The sequence below is a fragment of the Paenibacillus sp. FSL F4-0100 genome, from assembly GCF_037993005.1.
Lineage (GTDB): Bacteria > Bacillota > Bacilli > Paenibacillales > Paenibacillaceae > Paenibacillus_AQ.
This window is the reverse complement of the sequence record NZ_CP150303.1, coordinates 4,554,322-4,573,524: the sequence shown is the minus strand read 5'-3', so window position 1 is coordinate 4,573,524 and position 19,203 is coordinate 4,554,322. Positions and strand designations below refer to the sequence as shown.

16 protein-coding genes are annotated in these 19,203 nt (G+C 50.1%); 15 read left to right on the top strand and 1 reads right to left on the bottom strand.

Going from position 1 to position 19,203, the window contains the following annotated elements:
• The first annotated feature begins 48 nt into the window (after nt 1-48).
• The 12 genes from purT (at nt 49) to MHH48_RS20515 (ending at nt 15,555) form a co-directional block, all read left to right on the top strand.
• Complete coding sequence (purT, locus tag MHH48_RS20570; protein WP_076321775.1) at nt 49-1,209, top strand: phosphoribosylglycinamide formyltransferase 2; 1,161 nt, start codon at nt 49-51, stop codon at nt 1,207-1,209.
• 320 nt (nt 1,210-1,529) lie between these two features.
• The gene (locus MHH48_RS20565) at nt 1,530-2,888 is read left to right on the top strand and encodes an MATE family efflux transporter (RefSeq protein ID WP_076321774.1); all 1,359 of its coding nucleotides are present in this window, start codon (nt 1,530-1,532) and stop codon (nt 2,886-2,888) included.
• A 198-nt stretch (nt 2,889-3,086) separates the two neighbouring features.
• On the top strand, nt 3,087-4,721 hold the full coding sequence (locus MHH48_RS20560) for a response regulator (RefSeq protein WP_076321773.1): 1,635 nt from the start codon (nt 3,087-3,089) through the stop codon (nt 4,719-4,721).
• Nucleotides 4,722-4,820: 99 nt separating this feature from the next.
• On the top strand, nt 4,821-6,557 hold the full coding sequence (locus MHH48_RS20555) for a sensor histidine kinase (protein ID WP_256720498.1): 1,737 nt from the start codon (nt 4,821-4,823) through the stop codon (nt 6,555-6,557).
• Nucleotides 6,550-7,551, top strand: a complete 1,002-nt coding sequence (locus tag MHH48_RS20550) for a substrate-binding domain-containing protein (RefSeq protein WP_076321772.1) — start codon at nt 6,550-6,552, stop codon at nt 7,549-7,551. The genes MHH48_RS20555 and MHH48_RS20550 overlap by 8 nt, the downstream gene beginning before the upstream one ends.
• 171 nt (nt 7,552-7,722) lie before the next feature.
• Nucleotides 7,723-8,775, top strand: a complete 1,053-nt coding sequence (locus tag MHH48_RS20545; protein ID WP_076321771.1) for a galactose ABC transporter substrate-binding protein — start codon at nt 7,723-7,725, stop codon at nt 8,773-8,775.
• A 95-nt stretch (nt 8,776-8,870) separates the two neighbouring features.
• Nucleotides 8,871-10,427 (top strand): sugar ABC transporter ATP-binding protein, encoded by a 1,557-nt coding sequence (locus tag MHH48_RS20540; RefSeq protein WP_076321770.1) that lies wholly within the window; start codon nt 8,871-8,873, stop codon nt 10,425-10,427.
• The gene (mglC, locus tag MHH48_RS20535; protein ID WP_076321769.1) at nt 10,405-11,424 is read left to right on the top strand and encodes a galactose/methyl galactoside ABC transporter permease MglC; all 1,020 of its coding nucleotides are present in this window, start codon (nt 10,405-10,407) and stop codon (nt 11,422-11,424) included. Before MHH48_RS20540 ends, mglC begins: the two co-directional genes overlap by 23 nt.
• A gap of 293 nt (nt 11,425-11,717) precedes the next feature.
• The gene (locus tag MHH48_RS20530) at nt 11,718-12,791 is read left to right on the top strand and encodes a Gfo/Idh/MocA family oxidoreductase (protein ID WP_076321768.1); all 1,074 of its coding nucleotides are present in this window, start codon (nt 11,718-11,720) and stop codon (nt 12,789-12,791) included.
• A 3-nt stretch (nt 12,792-12,794) separates the two neighbouring features.
• Nucleotides 12,795-13,634 carry a sugar phosphate isomerase/epimerase gene (locus MHH48_RS20525; RefSeq protein ID WP_076321767.1) on the top strand — a complete coding sequence of 280 codons (840 nt, stop codon included), beginning with the start codon at nt 12,795-12,797 and terminating at the stop codon, nt 13,632-13,634.
• A 149-nt stretch (nt 13,635-13,783) separates the two neighbouring features.
• Entirely contained in the window at nt 13,784-14,476 is a 693-nt protein-coding gene (locus MHH48_RS20520) for a response regulator transcription factor (protein WP_076321766.1), read from the top strand.
• A complete protein-coding gene (locus MHH48_RS20515; protein ID WP_076321765.1) occupies nt 14,473-15,555 on the top strand; it encodes an ATP-binding protein in 1,083 nt (360 codons plus the stop codon). The genes MHH48_RS20520 and MHH48_RS20515 overlap by 4 nt, the downstream gene beginning before the upstream one ends.
• Before the next feature lie 25 nt (nt 15,556-15,580).
• On the opposite strand, the gene MHH48_RS20510 is transcribed toward MHH48_RS20515, so the two are convergent.
• Nucleotides 15,581-16,774 carry a glycoside hydrolase family 88 protein gene (locus MHH48_RS20510; protein ID WP_076321764.1) on the bottom strand — a complete coding sequence of 398 codons (1,194 nt, stop codon included), beginning with the start codon at nt 16,772-16,774 and terminating at the stop codon, nt 15,581-15,583.
• 261 nt (nt 16,775-17,035) lie between these two features.
• On the opposite strand from MHH48_RS20510, the gene MHH48_RS20505 reads away from it, so the two are divergent.
• From MHH48_RS20505 to MHH48_RS20495, 3 genes are read left to right on the top strand one after another with little or no spacing between them, the layout of a single operon-like run.
• Complete coding sequence (locus MHH48_RS20505) at nt 17,036-17,218, top strand: tautomerase family protein (protein WP_076321763.1); 183 nt, start codon at nt 17,036-17,038, stop codon at nt 17,216-17,218.
• Nucleotides 17,219-17,224: 6 nt separating this feature from the next.
• Complete coding sequence (locus MHH48_RS20500; protein ID WP_076321762.1) at nt 17,225-18,187, top strand: ABC transporter permease subunit; 963 nt, start codon at nt 17,225-17,227, stop codon at nt 18,185-18,187.
• A gap of 18 nt (nt 18,188-18,205) precedes the next feature.
• Entirely contained in the window at nt 18,206-19,078 is an 873-nt protein-coding gene (locus tag MHH48_RS20495; protein ID WP_076321761.1) for a carbohydrate ABC transporter permease, read from the top strand.
• The last annotated feature ends 125 nt before the right edge of the window (nt 19,079-19,203 follow it).

Here is a 19,203-nt window from a genome sequence, read left to right as displayed (position 1 = left end):
TTCTGATTCTATAAGTCTCTGAAACTACGAAAAGGGGATAAAACAACGATGTTAAAAACGAAAAAAATACTGCTGCTAGGTTCGGGAGAACTGGGAAAGGAAGTCGTGATTGAGGCACAGAGACTGGGTGTGGAGACCATAGCCGTCGATCGTTATGCCGACGCTCCTGCCATGCATGTTGCCGATCATAGCCATGTCATCGATATGCTGGATGGGGAGAAACTGCGCGCAATCATTGAGCAGGAGAAGCCGGACCTGATCGTACCTGAGATCGAGGCGCTGGCTACCTCGGAACTGGTTAAGCTGGAGGAAGAGGGGTACCGGGTTATTCCTACTGCCAGAGCTGCGAAGCTTACGATGGACCGAGAAGGGATTCGCCGGTTAGCTTCAGAGGAGTTAGGGCTGCCTACTGCGGGCTATCGATTTGCCGATACTTATGAGGAGTTTAAACAGGCTGTTCTGGACATGGGGTTTCCATGTGTAATTAAACCTCTGATGAGCTCCTCAGGTAAAGGCCAGAGCGTATGCCGCTGCGAAGGAGATATCGAGTCCTGCTGGAACATCGCCATGGAGGGCGGCCGTGTGCAGAACGGAAGAGTGATCATTGAGGAATTCATTATATTCCAGTCGGAGATCACGCTTCTGACCGTTCGTTCCGTCAATGGAACAAGCTTCTGTGCGCCAATCGGACATATTCAGGAGAGCGGGGACTATATCGAATCCTGGCAGCCACACAATATGTCGGAAGAGCAAATCGAGGAAGCTAAATATATTGCAAGGAAGATTACCGATGAGCTTGGCGGTTATGGATTGTTTGGGGTTGAGTTGTTCCTGACTGAGGATAAAGTGTATTTTAGCGAGGTGTCTCCGCGACCGCATGATACCGGGTTGGTTACACTGGTCACGCAAAATTTATCTGAATTCGCGCTTCACGTCCGTGCCATTCTTGGGTTTCCGATCCCGGAGATCGAATTGATAACGCCGGGAGCCAGCCGTCCGCAAAAAGCGGCGAGAGAGCTGGAGAATTATACAGTTACCGGCGCCGAGCAAGCACTGGCTGTTCCGAATACGCAGCTGCGCATTTTTGGGAAACCGGTGACCAAGATCGGAAGACGGATCGCAGTTGCGTTGTCAACCGCCGGCACAGTGGAGGAAGCCCGTTCGCGTGCGAAGCTGGCTTTGGATAAGCTTGCTGTTGAAGAAGCATAAATCATCGGGATTCCATTGATATAGCTCATTATATTATGTTGAAAAGGTCAACCGGAATAACCGGTTGGCCTCTTCTGTTATGGAAAGATCATGGATCAAAATCGGCTACAAACGGTTCAAATGCTGATAACCTGTTCTTGTTTTAGTTTTGATGATAAATATGCAGAAATTTATGTTCTTTCATGATAAGATACACAAGAATACAAACGACCCTCACCCATTATAATGTTCTTAATGCGATGCTCTATAGGCATAATTAAAGCATTATAATATCAAATAAATATATATAGGATCGTTTATGACGGCATAGGAGAATCTACATGAGAGACATGACGCAAGGAAGTCCGATCAAGCTGATTATCATGTTTACGATCCCGCTTTTGATCGGAAATATTTTTCAACAATTTTATAATATGGCGGATACCCTAATCGTGGGTCGTACCATTGGTGTGAACGCACTTGCGGCTGTGGGCTCGACAGGCAGTATATTGTTTTTTGTTATTGGCTTTGCCCAAGGCTTGACGGCCGGTTTGTCCATCATTACGGCGCAGCGCTTTGGCGCCAAGGATATCGCGGGCGTTCGCAAAAGCGTGGGGACAAGTATATGGATTAGTCTTATATTCACGGTGTTCCTTACCATTGTGAGTGTCATATTCACGAGGCCCGTCCTCGTCATGATGAACACGCCGGCAGAAATTTTGGATGATGCTTATTCGTATTTAATCGTTATTAACTGGGGTGTTGGCGCAGCCGTTCTGTTCAACTTGCTGGCTAACCTGCTCAGAGCACTTGGGGACAGCCGGACGCCGCTTCTCTTCTTGGTGGTCGCAAGCATTCTGAACATCGTACTCGATCTGTTGTTTATTCTTGTATTCAAGATGGGAGTAGCCGGAGCAGGCCTTGCCACGGTGGTATCGCAGCTGTTCTCCTGCCTGCTCTGCTTATTATACATTCACAAAAAGGTTCCGCTTCTGCAGTTCAAGAATGCCGATTGGTCCATCGATTGGACATTTATACGCAAGCATATGTGGGTCGGTTTTCCGATGGGCTTCCAAGCCTCCATCATTGCGATTGGAGCCATCATACTACAGATTACGCTTAACGGTCTCGGGGCAACGGCCGTAGCCGCATATACGGCAGCTCAGAAGATTGACATGCTTGCTACGCAACCCATGAGTTCCTTTGGCATTACGATGGCGACTTTTGCTGCCCAGAACTTCGGAGCGAATCGCATAGACCGAATCAAGCTTGGAGTTAAACAATGCATATGGGTCTCGGGATCCTTCAGCCTCGCCGTGGGCTTGCTGGTTATATTTGCGGGTCCTGCAGCCGTCAGCCTCTTTGTCGGTCAAGGAGAGGAAGAATTGCTGTCCCTTAGCAGGTTGTACTTCTTATCGAACGGCAGCACCTATTTGCTGCTGTCGCTGTTGTTCATCTACCGCTTCACGCTGCAGGGACTGGGGCAGAGCTTTATCCCAACCATAGCCGGCATTATGGAACTGATTATGCGGGTATTGGCAGCCATCTTCCTGACCGCGCAGATCGGGTTCCTCGGCGCAAGCCTGGCAAATCCGCTGGCTTGGCTCGGAGCCGTCATTCCGCTCGGCATTGCCTATTACTTGAGCATTAAAAGACTAAGCGCGCCTGCTAAACCTGTCTCCGTACCTGTTCAGGCGTAAGGATTTTTACACAATTGAAATCAGAACGAATCATGACTTAATGAACAGAAATCATTCTGTTGTTCAAGAGCCATGCATTCGTTCTTTTTTTGCTTCATCAAGCTTGAAAAAAGATGCATTCCAAATTTGGATGCGCCGGGGTAAGATCACATTAGATTCTTTTAACTAATTTGACAGATTAGAACAGGAGAGGTTGCCTTGTATAAAGTGCTGTTAGTGGACGATGAAGCCGATGTTAGGGAGGGACTCGTGCAGGAAATCCAGTGGGGAGCCTGCGGATTTACGATCGAGGGAACGGCGGAGAACGGGAGAGAGGCCATGGAGCTTGCGGAGCGATTGGAGCCGGATGTCGTCATTACCGATATCAGTATGCCGTTTCAGGATGGGCTCCAGCTGGCCTCGTGGCTCAGAGAGTTTCAGCCGCTGTGCAAAATCGTGATCTTAACCGGATACGATGAATTTGATTATGCCCGTCAAGCGATTACGCTCAGCGTGGACGAGTATTTGCTGAAGCCATTCTCTGCCGAAAGCTTCACGGAGCTATTGGGGAAGATCAAAGACAAGATCGATATGGAGGTTACGGAGCGTGAGGATGTGCGCCAGTTGAAGGAGCATTACCGCACGAGCTTGCCTTTGCTTCGGGAATCGTTTCTTGCGTCTCTGCTCACCCGGAAATTGCCCCGCTCGATCATTGAAGAGAAGACTCGAAATTACGGTTTGTCTTTGAATGGGGGGAGTCACCTGGCTGCGGTTATGGCATTATATCCCGCTTCTGTAGATAAGGAGCATACGTCCTCAACTTCCCTTCGCCATTCGGGAGACTTGGATTTAATGCTGCATGCCATGCTGAACATTGCTAAGGAGCTGCTGGATCCCGAATTTTTTGGAAGCGTATTCATATATCAGGATAGCATTGTGCTGTTGATTACGAATGACGAGAGCGAAAACGAAGCGTGGTTTAGCGAGCTGCAGATGACACTTGACCGCTTGTTAAAAAGCATTCTTCATTATTTGAAGCTCCCGGTTACGATTGGCGTGGGCTCTATGGTGCGGAATCTGTCCGACCTTAAGTATTCCTATCAGGATGCGCTGCTGGCGCTCGACTACCGGTTGATTCTTGGCGCCGAGAAAGTCATCTTCATTGATGATGTTGAGCGCCCGAGACCGGAGGGAGTTCGTCTGGATGAATTAAAGGAGCAAGCGCTGATGCGCAGTCTAAAACTCGGAACGGAAGAGGAATTAACTGAAGCAATCTCGCACATATTTGATGAGCTCATGGGTGCCTCCTGTACCATTCAGGACATTCAGGTATACCTTTTGGAGGTTGTAACGGCTATATTGAGATCGGCTCAAGAATCCGGGATTGAGATCGAGGTGTTGTTCGGCGCAGGGTCTCAGCTGCATGCGGAGATCTTCAAGTTTTCCGGATTGCAGGAGGCTAAAGCCTGGCTTCAGGATGTCTGTTTGACTATACGCAAGCATATCGCCAGCTCCAGGCAGCATGCGTACAAAGACATCGTGGAGAAGGCACTCCAATATACCCGGGAGCATTACGGTGACTCGGAGCTATCGCTGCAGAAGCTGTGCGTGCAGCTTCATATCAGTACAGGCTATTTTAGCGCTGTGTTCAAAAGAGAAGTCAAAATGACCTACGTGCAGTATTTGATGCAGCTTCGGATGGAAACGGCCAAAGAGCTTCTTCGATCATCGGAACTTAAAGCGTTCGAAATCGCGGAGCGTGTCGGATTTGCAGATCCGAATTATTTCAGCTTCTGCTTCAAGAAGCAGGTCGGCATCTCACCCAAGGAATACCGGACACAAGCGAGGGGGTAAAACTCGGTGAAAATCACGTATGCTAAGCGGGACTCGTTTAAACCAACCATTCAGCGGTGGGTTAGGCGATTTCGCGCACACAGCATTCAATCGATCATCATGTGGTCCTTCTCGGCATTTATTCTGCTTATCGTGATCGTGGTGGCCGTTCTGTTGTTCAATAAATTCTCGCGATCGGCGGAGCAAAGCGTGTTTTTGAATGCCCAGCAAATCGTGGATCAGGTCAGCTATAATCTCGAGGATTATGTGGACGGGATGGCACAGCTGTATCGGGCCATTGAGGAAAATATGCTCGCGGACGGGCAATGGGACGATGAGCAGGTGACTCAACAGCTGAACACCATCATGCGAAGTCGGGATGACATCGTCTCCATCGCTTTATTTAATGAACAGGGCGATATGCTGAGGAACCACCCGGCCATGCCGGTTAAGCCCAGCGCCCGGGTGACGGAGCAGAGCTGGTTTCACTCGGCCATGAGAGTCTCCGACCATCTGAGCTTCTCGCTGCCGCATGTGCAGAATTTGTACGACCATACATTTAAATGGGTGGTCACGATGAGCAAAGGAATTACGGTTGTTCATAACGGAGAGCCGACGTATGTCATTCTGCTGGTGGATATCAACTTCAAGAAGATCGATGAGCTGAGCAGCCGCATCAGCCTGGGGAAGCGAGGGTATGCGTACATCATCGATGAAGGAGCGGGAAACATCGTGTATCATCCCCAGCAGCAGTTAATTTACATGGGGCTTCGGAATGAGAGCGTAGAACGGGCACTTACTTCTTCGGACAGTTACATTGATGAATCGGATGGAGTCAAGCGGCTGAATACGGTGAAGTCGGTCGTTAATATCGGATGGAAAATCGTTGGGGTTTCCTATTTGGATGAAATCATGACAACAAGAGAAGAGGTCAATCGTTATCTGGTTCAGGTTGTGGCGATTGTTCTGGTGCTAGCCATCGTGGTCTCCCTAATTCTCTCGGCTATGCTGACCCGCCCGATCCGCCGGATGGGCAGAACGATGAAGGCAGTGGAACGGGGCGATTTCAACGTGGAGCTCCCGATGCAGGGGCCGCTGGAAGTGGTACAGTTGTCCAGCCGCTTCAATCTGATGCTGGATAAGATCAGGCAGCTCATGAAGCAGATTGTGAAGGAGCAGGAATCGAAGCGTAGATACGAGCTGGAAGCTTTGCAGGCTCAGATCAACCCGCATTTTTTATATAACACCTTGAATTCGGTGGTCCGTATGGTGGGCATGAGCAAGAAGGAGGAGGTCATTACGATGATTACTTCCTTGTCGAAGCTGTTTCGTTTGAGCTTGAGCAAAGGGAAGACATCCATAAGCGTCCGTGAAGAGCTGGAACATGCAAGGCATTATTTGACCATCCAACAGATGAGATATAAACAGAAATTCGATTTTAAGATCGAAGCGGATGAAGCAGCGCAGTCTTGTTACACATTAAAGCTGGTGCTTCAGCCCTTAATTGAGAATGCCATCGTACATGGCATCGAGTATATGGTGGATCATGGACATATTCACATAACGGCAGCTATCAAAGGCGACCTATTGGAGATGACGGTGAAGGACAATGGAGTCGGGATGTCCCCCGAGATGCTTGAAAGGATATTGGAGGTTGAAGCACTGCGTCATAATCCGGCTCGATTTATCAATACGGCAGGCTCTGGTGTGGCCGTTCGAAATGTTCATGACCGCATCCAATTGTATTATGGGCATCGTTACGGTCTGGAATTTCAGAGCGAGCTCGAAGTGGGCACGACCGTTCGCATACGGATTCCGGTCATTCACGACATAGGGGAGGGGCGGGAGAATGATTAGAATTCATCGTGTGGTACGGATACCGGTTGTACCTAAGGGCTGTCTCGTTGTGCTTATCCTATCCTTGATCCTCTTAACATCGTGTTCATCAGGCGCAACCATGGATGAGAATGAAACCGAACTCCGGCATATTGCCCTCGTGGCTCCCATACACGCCGAAGAGCAGGGGGATGCCATCCGATTAGGCGCCGAGGCGGCTGCCAAGGAAAACGGATTGGTGCTCGATTATATCCCGCTGGAGCCAAGTGACGATGAAGCGGAGCAGCTGCAAGCTGCATTGAAAGTGCTGGAGAAAGGCTCCTCCGCGATTTTGATCGATCCGGCATCCGAAGCCGTACTGCAGAAATTAGGGGATCAGGCATCAGCGGCTGATGTCCCTGTCATTTCTTTGAATGATGAGCGAATGACCACAGGTGTCCTGTCCGCCATTGCAATCAATAATGAGGTGGCCGGACGCAAGGCGGGTGAGCAGCTGGCTGACTTACTTGAAGGTCGGGGTGTTATCGCCATACTTCGATCCGACAGGGAGGATCCCGACCTAATGGCCCGCGAAGAGGGCGCCAAAAGTGTACTGTCGGAAATGAGCGGGATTCAAATCGCGGACGGAGCTGCGTGCGGCAAACGTGAAGATGCATGCTGGCAGGCGGCCAAGCAGCTGCTGGACCGAGAATCGGTCGACGGGATTCTGGCACTTGATATTCAGGCTTCCTTGGGAGCGGCCAAAGAAGTCGCGAGAAGGAAAGTTCAGGGGAAGATCAAGATTGTCACCTTCGGAAGTGATCTGGAGCAGCTTCAGCTTCTGCAGGATGGCATCCTTCATAAGCTCGTTGTGCAGAACGGGTTCAGCACGGGTTATCTGGGAGTAGAACAGGCCGTGAAGGTCTTAGATGGTTCGAAATATGACAAGCCGATTGTGCTTGAGACCAAGGTAATTGATGCCGACAACATGTTCTGGATGGATAATCAGAAGGTGCTATTTCCATTTGTGAAGTAAAGAAGATGCGATGCTTAGAAGTAAGTGATGAGGATTTTGCTAGAAAGCATGAGGATTTTGAATTCGAATGTCAGGAGCATTGCGGCATAATGGCGGTAGACAGTGAGATATGGCATATAAATGCCGTACCCGTCACTGAAAATTCGAATGAAACAAGGGAGGTCAACCCAGGTGAAGAAAAAATGGCTGATAATCCTTATGGCCGGCATGATGCTGACCACGGCGGCATGCAATAACGGCGGGAGCAGTTCAACCGGCAGCGATAGCAAGGGAAGTGAAGCGGCGGGTGGCAGCACCCCTCAAGTCGGGGTGGCGATTTATAAGTTTGACGACACGTTCATGACAGGCGTTCGCAATGCGATGTCCGATGCAGCGAATGGCGTAGCCAAACTGGATATCGTGGATAGCCAAAATGCGCAGCCAACTCAAAATGAGAAAATCGATCTGTTTATTTCAAAGAAATACAGCTCCATGATTATCAACCCGGTGGATCGGACGGCGGCCGGTGTCATTATCGATAAGGCTAAAACCGCGAATACACCAGTGGTCTTCTTGAATCGGGAGCCGATCGCGGAAGACATGAACAAATGGGATAAGGTGTATTACGTAGGGGCGAAAGCGGAGGAATCCGGAACGATTTCGGGTCAGCTTATTGTCGATTATTGGAAGGCCAATCCGAAGGCGGACAAGAACGGGGATGGCAAGCTGCAGTATGTCTTGCTGCAGGGTGAGCCGGGTCATCAGGATGCCGAGCTGAGGACCAAATTCTCCGTACAGGCGATTCAAGATGCGGGGATAGAAGTCGAAGCGCTAGCGGTGGATACCGCCATGTGGGACCGCGTGAAAGGACAGGAAAAGATGCAAGCCTTCCTTGCATCCCATGGCGACAAGATTGAAGCGGTTTTGGCCAACAATGACGATATGGCGCTTGGCGCTATTGAGGCATTGAAAGCAGCGGGTTACTTCAGCGGCGACAAATATATGCCGGTCGTAGGCGTAGATGCGACAGCTCCGGCTATTCAGGCGCTGGAAGATGGCACGCTTCTCGGCACCGTGCTTAATGATGCCAAGAGCCAGGGCAAAGCTTCTGTTGCGATTGCCGCAGCACTATCCAAAGGGGAAACGCCGAACAAGGACAACACCGGATTTGATATTACCGACGGCAAATACGTATGGATCGCTTACAAAAAAATAACGAAGGACAATATCGCCGACGCGAAATAATAGCAGGGTTATAGGAGGGGGCAGCGGCTAATCAAAGCGTTGTCCCTTTATATTCGGCTTTTTTCGATCCGGCTAGCGAAGGAGGTATCCCGAAGGTGACGGAACCGTATGTGCTGGAGATGCGGAATATATCGAAGGCGTTTCCCGGCGTTCAGGCGCTAAACGACGTAACATTCAAGGTGAGGCCAGGTACCGTGCATGCTCTTATGGGCGAGAACGGGGCAGGTAAATCAACGTTGATGAAATGTTTATTCGGCATATACAAGCCTGATGAAGGTGATATTTATTTAAACGGCAGCAAGGTAGCCATCAACAGCTCCAAGGACGCACTGAATCATGGAATATCCATGATCCATCAGGAACTTCATCCCGTGCCGCATCGCAACGTGATGGAGAATATATGGCTTGGAAGATTTCCGATGACGGGCTTCTGGCCTTTGAAATTCGTGAATGAGAAACAGATGGCAGAAGATACGCTCCGCCTGTTTCGCGAGCTCGATATCGATATTGATCCCAGGGCAAGAACAGGAGCGCTTTCTGTATCCAAGATTCAATCGCTTGAGATTGTCAAAGCCGTGTCCTATCACTCCAAGGTGATTGTCATGGACGAACCGACCTCATCGCTGACCGGGAATGAGGTGGAGCATCTGTTCAGCATCATGAACAGGCTGCGTTCGCAAGGCGTGTCGATTGTCTACATCTCGCACAAAATGGAAGAGATTTTGCGCATATCCGATGACGTGACGATCATGCGCGATGGGAAGTATGTGGGAACCTGGCAAGCCGGCGAGCTGACGACCGATTTGATTATCACCCGTATGGTGGGGCGGGACTTGACGGAGCGCTATCCTGAACGGACGAACGTTCCCGGCGAAACCCGGATGCAGGTCCACCAATTAAGTTCCACGAATCCGAAATCGTTTCAGAATGTATCCTTCGAGCTAAGACGGGGAGAGATCCTGGGCATTGGCGGCCTTGTCGGTGCACAGCGAACGGAACTGGTTGAAGCTATATTCGGGCTTCGTCCGGTGGCATCCGGAACCATCTCGATTAACGGGAAACCGGTAAAGATCAAATCACCCTCTGATGCCAAGAAAAATAACATGGCGCTGCTGACGGAAGAGCGCAGAGTTACTGGCATATTCCCGGTTCTCTCGGTCTATGAGAATACCGTCATTGCCAATCTTCGCAGGTATCAGAACTTCGCGTTCCTGTTAAATGAACGCAGAGGAATCGAGGATGCGCGAACGAACGTGGAGCAGCTGAGAACCAAAACGCCCTCGGTCCATACCCAGATACGGAACCTGTCGGGTGGCAACCAGCAGAAGGTGCTGCTGGCAAGGTGGCTTCTGACCGAGCCTGAAATCCTTCTGCTGGATGAGCCGACACGTGGAATCGATGTGGGCGCTAAGTTTGAGATTTATTCGATCATTACGCAGTTAGCCAAGCAAGGAAAGAGCATTATTATGATTTCCTCCGAAATGCCCGAGCTGCTCGGAATGTCCGACCGAATCATGGTGATGAGCGAAGGGCGGCTGACGGGAATTCTCGCAGGGCAGGAAGCAAGCGAAGAGGAAATCATGCGGCTTGCCGCACAGCAGCGGTCAGCTGATTCGGGAGGGGAAGTCGATGAATACGCAAACCATCGGTAAGGTGAAAGATTATTTGGCGCAGCGCGCCATATTTGTAGTATTGATATTACTTGTTGTCGGGATTGCAGTCGCAGATCCCAATTTTCTGGCCTTCTCCACGCTGCGGGATATTTTGCAGCAATCCTCCACCCGATTAATTATCGCCCTTGGCGCGGCGTTCATTCTGATCACCGGCGGGGTTGACCTCTCCGCAGGACGCGTTGTCGGATTAACGGCGGTTGTATCGGCTTCCATGCTGCAAACGGATGTATACGCAAACCGCTTCTTCCCGGACCTGCCCCAAGTATCGGTTGTATTGCCGATTCTTATCGGTATATTAGCGGGGCTTATCGTTGGGTTAATCAATGGTTTCATTGTAGCTAAACTGCATGTGCCGCCATTCATAGCCACGCTCGGTACGATGGTCGGCATTTACGGCATCAATTCCATCTATTTTGATATGGAGCCGAACCAATCCCAGCCGATTGGCGGCTTGAGACCGGACTTTACCGTGTGGGGCAGCGGCTACATTGACTTCGGCGGCGGATATTCACTCCCTTACATCGTCATTATCGCCGTCTTCGTTGCGTTCATCTGCTGGGTCATATTCGACAAAACCCGGCTCGGCAAAAACATGTATGCCATCGGCGGCAACGTGCAAGCAGCGCATGTATCGGGGATCAATGTAGCCCGTAATCTTATAGCGATCTACGCGATTTCCGGTGCGTTGTATGGCATCGCCGGTGTACTGGAGGCTGCGAGAACCGGGGGCGCGACGAATAACTACGGCAATATGTATGAATTGGATGCGATTGCCGCATGCGTGGTTGGCGGGGTATCCACTGCGGGAGGCATCGGTACGGTGCCAGGTGTGATGGCCGGGGTTCTTATCTTCGGCGTCATCAATTACGGATTAACCTTTATCGGCGTCAGCCCATACTGGCAATTGATCATTAAAGGGCTTATTATCGTAGCAGCGGTCGCATTTGATATTCGCAAATATATGGCCAAAAAATAAAAGGAAAAGAAGCCGCTGGAATATATCCCGCGGCTTTTGTAAAGATATCAGGAAGTATAAACTTCAAAGCTTGGGCCTTCCTGATATCGCAAGGAAAACTTCCTCTAACCGCGGTCTGACTTCCGAGAAAGTACGTCGATAGACGTTTTTCTTTAGATATCAGGGAGTATAAACTTCGAGGCTTGGGCCTTCCTGATATCGCAAGAAAAACTTCCTTTAACCGCGGTCTGTCTTCCGAGAAAGTACGTCGATAGACGTTTTTCTTATAATCATCAACTACAGGAGGTGCCGTCATGACTACAGGTAAAAAACAATTAAATATCGGCGTGCTGGGCTGTGGTCCCATATCGCAGTACGGACATTTCGAGGCTTGCCGGAGAGCGGACAATGCGAGGCTATACACGATTTGCGATGTCGCGGAGGATTTGCTGAACCGCATGGCCGAAATCCACCGGCCTTCCAAGATCTACAATGATTATGACAATATGCTGGCCGATCCCGAGGTAGAGGCTGTCATCATTGGCATCGCGGATCAATTTCACGTGCAAGCCGCTCTTAAAGCCATCGAAGCAGGAAAACATGTTCTAGTGGAGAAGCCTCTTGGGGTCACCGTAGAAGAGTGTGAGGAATTGCAGCGGAAGGCACGGCATTCCGGATGTATTGTCCAAATCGGCAATATGAAGCGCTTTGACCCCGGCATCGCGTATGCCAAGCAGTTTATTGATCAAGAAATGGGTGAGATGCTGGCGCTGAAAGCGTGGTACTGCGACTCAACCTACCGATATACGGTCACCGGTAACGTGCAGCCCATGGTGCAGCTTAGTCCGAATGCCTTAAGGCCGGAAGGCAATCCCAAGCTGGATAAGCTGCGTTACTTCATGCTGACACATGGCAGCCATCTGGTGGATACGGCTCGATTTTTAGGTGGAGAGATGAATAGCGTTACAGCCTGGAACACGCAAAAGTTCGGAGCGTATAACTGGTTTGTCACGGTGCAGTATGCCTCGGGCGCTGTAGGACATCTGGATCTAACGGTTGCCGTGCGGATGGACTGGCATGAGGGCTTTCAGATCTACGGCGAACACGGAAGCGTTATTGGCAAGACCTATAATCCTTGGCTTTTTAAGTCCAGCGACGTCGAGGTATTCTCCTCACGCGACGGTTGTTATCATCGTCCGCTCGGGGAAGATGCGCATTTCTTCAAGCTGCAGGTTGAAGCCTTTGCGGATACGATTATGGAGCAGGCACCCATGCGAGGGGCCAATCTGGAGGATGGAGTGGCAGCCATGCGTGCCATGGCGGCAATTGCACGATCGGTGGAGAGTGGGAATACGGTGAAGCTGGCTGATGTAACGGGAGGTGTATGAGGCATGAGGCTGGGCATTTTCTCCAAGACGTTTGAACGACCTACATTGGAGGAAAATTTGGACGCAGTGAAAGCAAACGGACTGAGTGTGATTCAATTCAATCTTACCTGCGCCGGTCTTCGGTCGTTGCCGGACGAGATCGAATTGGAAACCGCGGTGCAAATAAGAGAAGAATGTAAGAAGCGGCATCTTCATATGGCCGCAGTTTCCGGAACCTTCAATATGATTCACCCGGACCGGCAGCGCGTGCAGGATGACATTCGCCGGTTTCGCCATTTGGCAGCGATGTGCCATTCAATGGGGACGTCAGTCATTACCCTGTGCACAGGCACGAGAGATCCAATCGATATGTGGAGAAGGCATCCGGATAACGATTCACCGGAAGCGTGGGATGCCCTGCTTACGACCCTGCGTGAATTAGTGAATATGGCAGAGGAGTTCGAGCTGGAACTGGCTATTGAACCTGAGCCGGCCAATGTGATCAGCGATGCGGTCAAAGCCAGGCGGCTGCTGGATACGATGGGTTCTCCCCGGTTAAAGTTAGTCTTGGATGCAGCGAATTTGTTCAGTTCGACTGAGAGGAGGCCACTGACAGAGGTTATCGATCAAGCGCTGTCACTGCTCAGTGAACATGTCATTATTGCGCATGCCAAGGATTATTCGACGGTAGACGGACTCCATTATACGGCTGCAGGAACCGGTGAACTGGATTATAAAGCTTACATGAAATTGCTGCACGTTTATCATTTCAAGGGTCCCCTTATTCTTCATGGCCTGCATGAACGTCAGGTGCCGCAAAGCGTCTCTTATCTGAAGACCCAAATCACAGCGGCCACGTTATGACACGAACTTCAACGCAATAACAGCAGCACCCATGAATGTTATGGGCTTCTTGGTTCATCCTCATTGAATCTTCACAAGTTTCAGTTACAATGGGGTCTTATGTTAAAGTTGATTTGTACTGATGAAGGATTCAATAAGGAGAAACCAGAATGAAGACCATATTAATCGTGGATGATGAACCGAATATTCGAGAAGTTCTTGTATCTTACCTGAACAAAGAACATTATCTGACGCTGGAAGCGGCCAACGGTGCCGAAGCGTTCGATTTCCTGCGAGAGCAATCCGTCGATCTTGTCATACTGGACCTCATGCTTCCGGATATGGATGGTGAGCGGATATGCCAGGAAATTCGTACGTTCAGCTCGGTACCCATCATGATGTTAACGGCTAAGGTTGCCCAGAGCAGCCGGATTGGCGGGTTTGCCATCGGAGCCGATGATTATATCGTGAAGCCGTTCGATCCTCGGGAAGTTGTGGCCAGAGTCAAGGCCGTCTTGAGACGGGGAGATGACAGCAAGCTGCTGGCGGACGTTATTGTATATCACCAAGGCGCGCTGGCCATTCATTCAATGAAACACGAAGTTACCTGCCATGGACAGGTTGTAAACTTGACGCCAAGCGAATACAAACTGCTGCTTCTGTTGGCCAAGTACCCCCAGCGCATTTTTTCGCGCGAAGAACTGGTCGACCGGGTGTTAGGCTATGACTTTATCGGCGACATCCGAATCATTGATCAGCATATCAAGAATCTGAGGCAAAAGATTGAATCAGACCCCAGACAGCCCAAGTATATCATCACCGTATACGGATTCGGATACCGCTTTGGAGGTGATGGGGCTTGAAGCATCGGCTGGACCTGAGGCTTGCCGCCATCATTATCAGTATCACGGCAGGGATTCTAATCATGTTTACCGTGATCAATATTGTGACCAACCATTATCATATCGCCATGTTTGAACAGCAATCATCCGTGCAACATGGGATGGCTGAGCTGAATTATCATTTGGAGCAGGCGCAGATGCAATCCATCATTTTGACATGTCTTTTATCCATTGCGATTGCTTCCGTAATAGGCATATATGTTGCAAGGAGAATATCGGCCCCCCTCGTCCAGATGAAGCGAGCGGCTGAAATGATGACGCGGGGGAAGTGGGACATCCGTGTGACAACCAAAGGGTACGATGAAATCGCGGGACTCGGCTCTTCGCTGAACGAGCTGGCTGTGCAGTTACAGAAGCAGGAGTTGCTTCGCAGGAATATGACCCAAGATATCGCACATGAACTGCGAACGCCGTTAACCACATTAAAGAGTCACACCCGTGCACTTGAGGATGGCATATGGGAGCCGACCGCAGATCGGTTTCAAACGTGCCTGAAAGAGATTGATCGATTGATTCAGCTCGTCACGGAGCTCGAAGATTTGCACGATATGGAATCGCCGGAGTTTCAACTATCCCGATCCAAGCAGGAGCTTGGTCAAATTATGGAGAGGGCCATCACCTTGGCGGCAGCAATGTATCAAGAAAAAAAGGTGGACCTGCAATATGTCAGCGGTTCGCCGATCCTAGCCGAGGTGGATGCCGACCGGATGCTCCAGGTTCTAATCAATATGTTAAGTAATGCCTTACACTACACGCCAGCTGGCGGAACGGTACAAGCCGAGCTCGTGGACGAAGGGGCAAATGCCCTGATTCGAATCAAAGATTCAGGTCAGGGGATTTCTTCCTCCGATCTGCCGTATATTTTCGAAAGGCTGTATCGGGGCGATAAGTCAAGAAATCGGTTAAGCGGCGGAAGCGGGATGGGGCTGGCCATCGTCAAGCAGCTGGTTTCCGCTCATGGCGGTCAAGTGTGGGCCGAAAGCGGAGATGAGTTTGCCGGCGGGAGCTGCTTCTATATCCGGATTCCGAAAGAAGAATAGATGAATGGACATGCAAAAAACCGGATCAGAAGATCCGGTTTTTCCATCCCATTAACTTGGCTGCGCTCTCAACATAATAGTAATCGCCATAGATAAGCGAGACATTTATATTTTGTCCTGCAGGCAGATGTCCCGTGGCTTCCTTCAGGATGCCTTCATACGCGGGGTCATCCCATTCGGCGTAATGGGCCGTCAAGGAGTCGATGATACGCAGGGCACTTTGGCGGTACAGAGCGCTTTCGGTTAAAGGCACCAGGTCCGCGATTTCAAGCAGACCGGAAGCAGCGCAGGATGCTGCTGACGTATCCCGTGGTTCGGAAGTCATCGGGGTCGATTCCGTCTCTTCACGATCGGATGGTCCCATCTCCTTGCGCTCCGCACGGAAATCCCAGCGGGGTATGGAATCCTCCTCAAGGGAAGCTATGAAAAAATGGGCAACCCGCTTGGCGGCTTCAAGATACCGTATATCGCGGGTATAACGATAGGTATTAGCCATGCCGTGCAATGCCCAGGCCGCTCCACGACTCCACGCAGACTCCGGACCATAGCCTTGTCCTCCCAGCGCTTCGATGAATTCTCCCGTTAACGGATCAAATCGGCAGATGTGCCGAACGGAGCCGTCCGGTCTTATGAAAAACTCGGCAACCGTATTGGCTTGCTCGCTGGCGATATGAGCGAATCTCGGGTCGCCACTCTCCTCGGAAGCCCAGAATAGGAGGGAGAGGTTCATGGTGGAGTCGATAATGGACCAGCCTTCATTCCCATGATTCCATGAGGCTGGTTTCACTTGATTCCAAGCACGAATAAATCTGCCGACCGGGTTATACCTCCCGGCCAGCAGGGTAGCCGCCAACAATCCTCTCCGCCTGGCATCCGGATCGCCGGTCAGTTTATATTTGATGACGGCTGTCGGCAGAAATTGAAAGCCGACGTCGTGATGAAAATTACTGTCCCCGATCAGCGCTTGTTCAAGTCGAACATCCCATTCCCAAGCCCATTCCTTATACTGCGGCTCCTTGGTCATATCATACATGATCCAGAGCATTCCCGGCCAAAAACCGGAGGTCCACCAATCGATCCGGGTGGAATCATAGATCCCGTTCTTTGTCGCATGGGGAACTTTGTCTTGTAGCTGTCCCGTCATATGCATTACTTTCTTTTCCAGTTTCCCCCATAACGACCCATAGGTTGTTACCTCTTCCTTAACTTGTCCGTTCATCGCTAACCTCCCATAACTGATGGCATCGAGCGGCCCGAGTTGGCATCTGCTTTGAACCATTGTTCCACAGAACGCTTCGGAATTCTATACCAACCGCTTAAGAACTATTGAAATAACAAGCCGATCTTAAAAAAACACAAGCCTTTCGAACCACCTAAAAAAAACACAAAGGAACCGATCTTCCTCCATTGCTGCCCGGTCATGAAAACTTATAGGATAAGGATATTCATCACATCCATTACCTAAGGAGGCGATAAGCCGATGCCGCAAATTACGATTAAAATGTACGAAGGACGCACGGATGAGCAGAAAAACGAAATCGTTGATGTTTTTACAAAGGAGCTGTCGCGGATCATTGACCGTGAGCCTGAATTTATCAGCATCCGGTTTGACGAAATTCCGATAGATGACAACGCACCGGCCAATTTGAGAAACAAGAGGTGATGACAGATGGCCGAGCCAAACAAAGCAGCGGTAAGCCCGAATGTGGTGGGAAAGCTCGATAAACGGAGAAAGATACTTGGCTTCATGTGGAAATACAGGGCGCTGTACTTCATATCGCTGCCGGGACTGCTGTTCTTCGGATTATTCAAATATGTTCCGTTAATGGGCTCCGTGATCGCATTCCAGAACTACAATTTGTTTGCGGGAGTAACGGGAAGTCCCTGGGTGGGTCTTGAGCACTTTCAACGAATGTTCCAGCACTATGATTTTTTGAAAATTCTGCGTAATACGCTTCTGCTGGGTACATATGACATTCTGTTTGCTTTTACGGCCCCCATTGTTCTGGCTTTATTGCTCAATGAGGTTCGTCAGGTCGTGTACAAGAAAATTGTCCAGACAATATTCTATGCGCCACATTTTCTGTCATGGGTTATTGTAAGCGGTATCTTTGTGGGTATCCTGTCCCCATCATCGGGGATCGTGAACGTGATACTCGGCTGGTTCGGCATAGAGCCGATTTATTTCCTTGGTGAAGATTCCTACATTCGAACGGTATTGGTGGGCTCCGGATTATGGAGAGATGTCGGATGGGGGACCATCATCTATCTGGCGGCGCTCGCAGGCATAAATCCGGATCTCTACGAAGCCTCCGAAATTGATGGAGCGGGAAGATGGCGCCAGACCCTCAGCATTACCCTGCCAGCGCTGCTTCCCGTAATAACGATCCTGTTCCTGCTCAAGATCGGGGACTTCATGGATTACGGGTTTGAACGCGTATTCGTGTTTCAGAACCCGCTCAACATCCAGTCCAGCGAAATCTTGGACACGTACATTTACAAAGCGGGCTTGCAGCAGCTTCAGTACAGCTATGCCACCGCCATCGGGGTGTTCAAATCCGTTGTCGGCTTGTTCCTGATTTCCATTGCAAACACCATCAGCAAGAAGGCGACCGACGAGTCGCTGTATTAGAGGGGAGTGACCACCAACGTGAAATATGACAGTGCGGGCAGAAAACTGTTTCTTGTATTGAACTATATCATCCTTACCTTTCTTGCACTCACCATGCTGCTCCCTTTTCTCAACGTCATTGCCCAGTCGTTCAGCAGCCCAGGCGCTATCGATCGCGGAGAAGTGATGTTCTGGCCGGTGGAATTTACCTTTGCCTACTATCAGCATGTATTCAACGATATTTCCATCTGGAGGGCATTCGGGATCAGCGTCTATATTACGCTATTCGGAACCTTCATTAATCTGGCGGCAACCGCTTCGCTAGCGTATCCGCTCTCCAGGCCTGAATACGTCGGTCGAAAAACAATCATGATTATCATCCTGATGACCATGATATTCACAGCACCGCTGATTCCGCAATTCATTCTGATGCGCGAGCTGAATCTCGTCAACACGCTGTGGTCCTTGATGCTGCCATCGGCGATCAGCGCATTCAATCTGTTTGTGCTTCGAACCTTCTTCACCCAAATTCCAAGCGAACTGATCGATTCGTCCCGAATCGACGGATGCAGCGAGGTCCGTACCCTGTGGAGCATCGTGCTTCCGTTATCGAAACCGGCGCTGGCGACGGTAGGGATATTCTACTCCGTAACCAATTGGAACAAATATATGGACGCCCTTTACTATATCAATGATCGGGCCAAGTATCCGCTCCAGGTAAAATTGAGGGAGCTTCTGGTGAACGAGGGTCTGACCGATACAGGCAATATGGCATTCGAAGCAAGCTCCCAGTCCGTGCAGGGCATTCAGATGGCGGTTATTCTGGTAGCCACGCTGCCCATCATTCTCTTGTATCCGTTTCTGCAGCGCTTCTTCATTCATGGGATGATGATAGGGTCGATCAAGGAATAACCCTAAAAAAACGACAAACCGAGCCAAAGACATTCCTTGTTCCCGCTCAGACGGCTCTCTATACTGATATTAAGTTTGAAAGCGCTATTATAAGCGACTATATTAGCTTGAAAAGAGGGGTATTC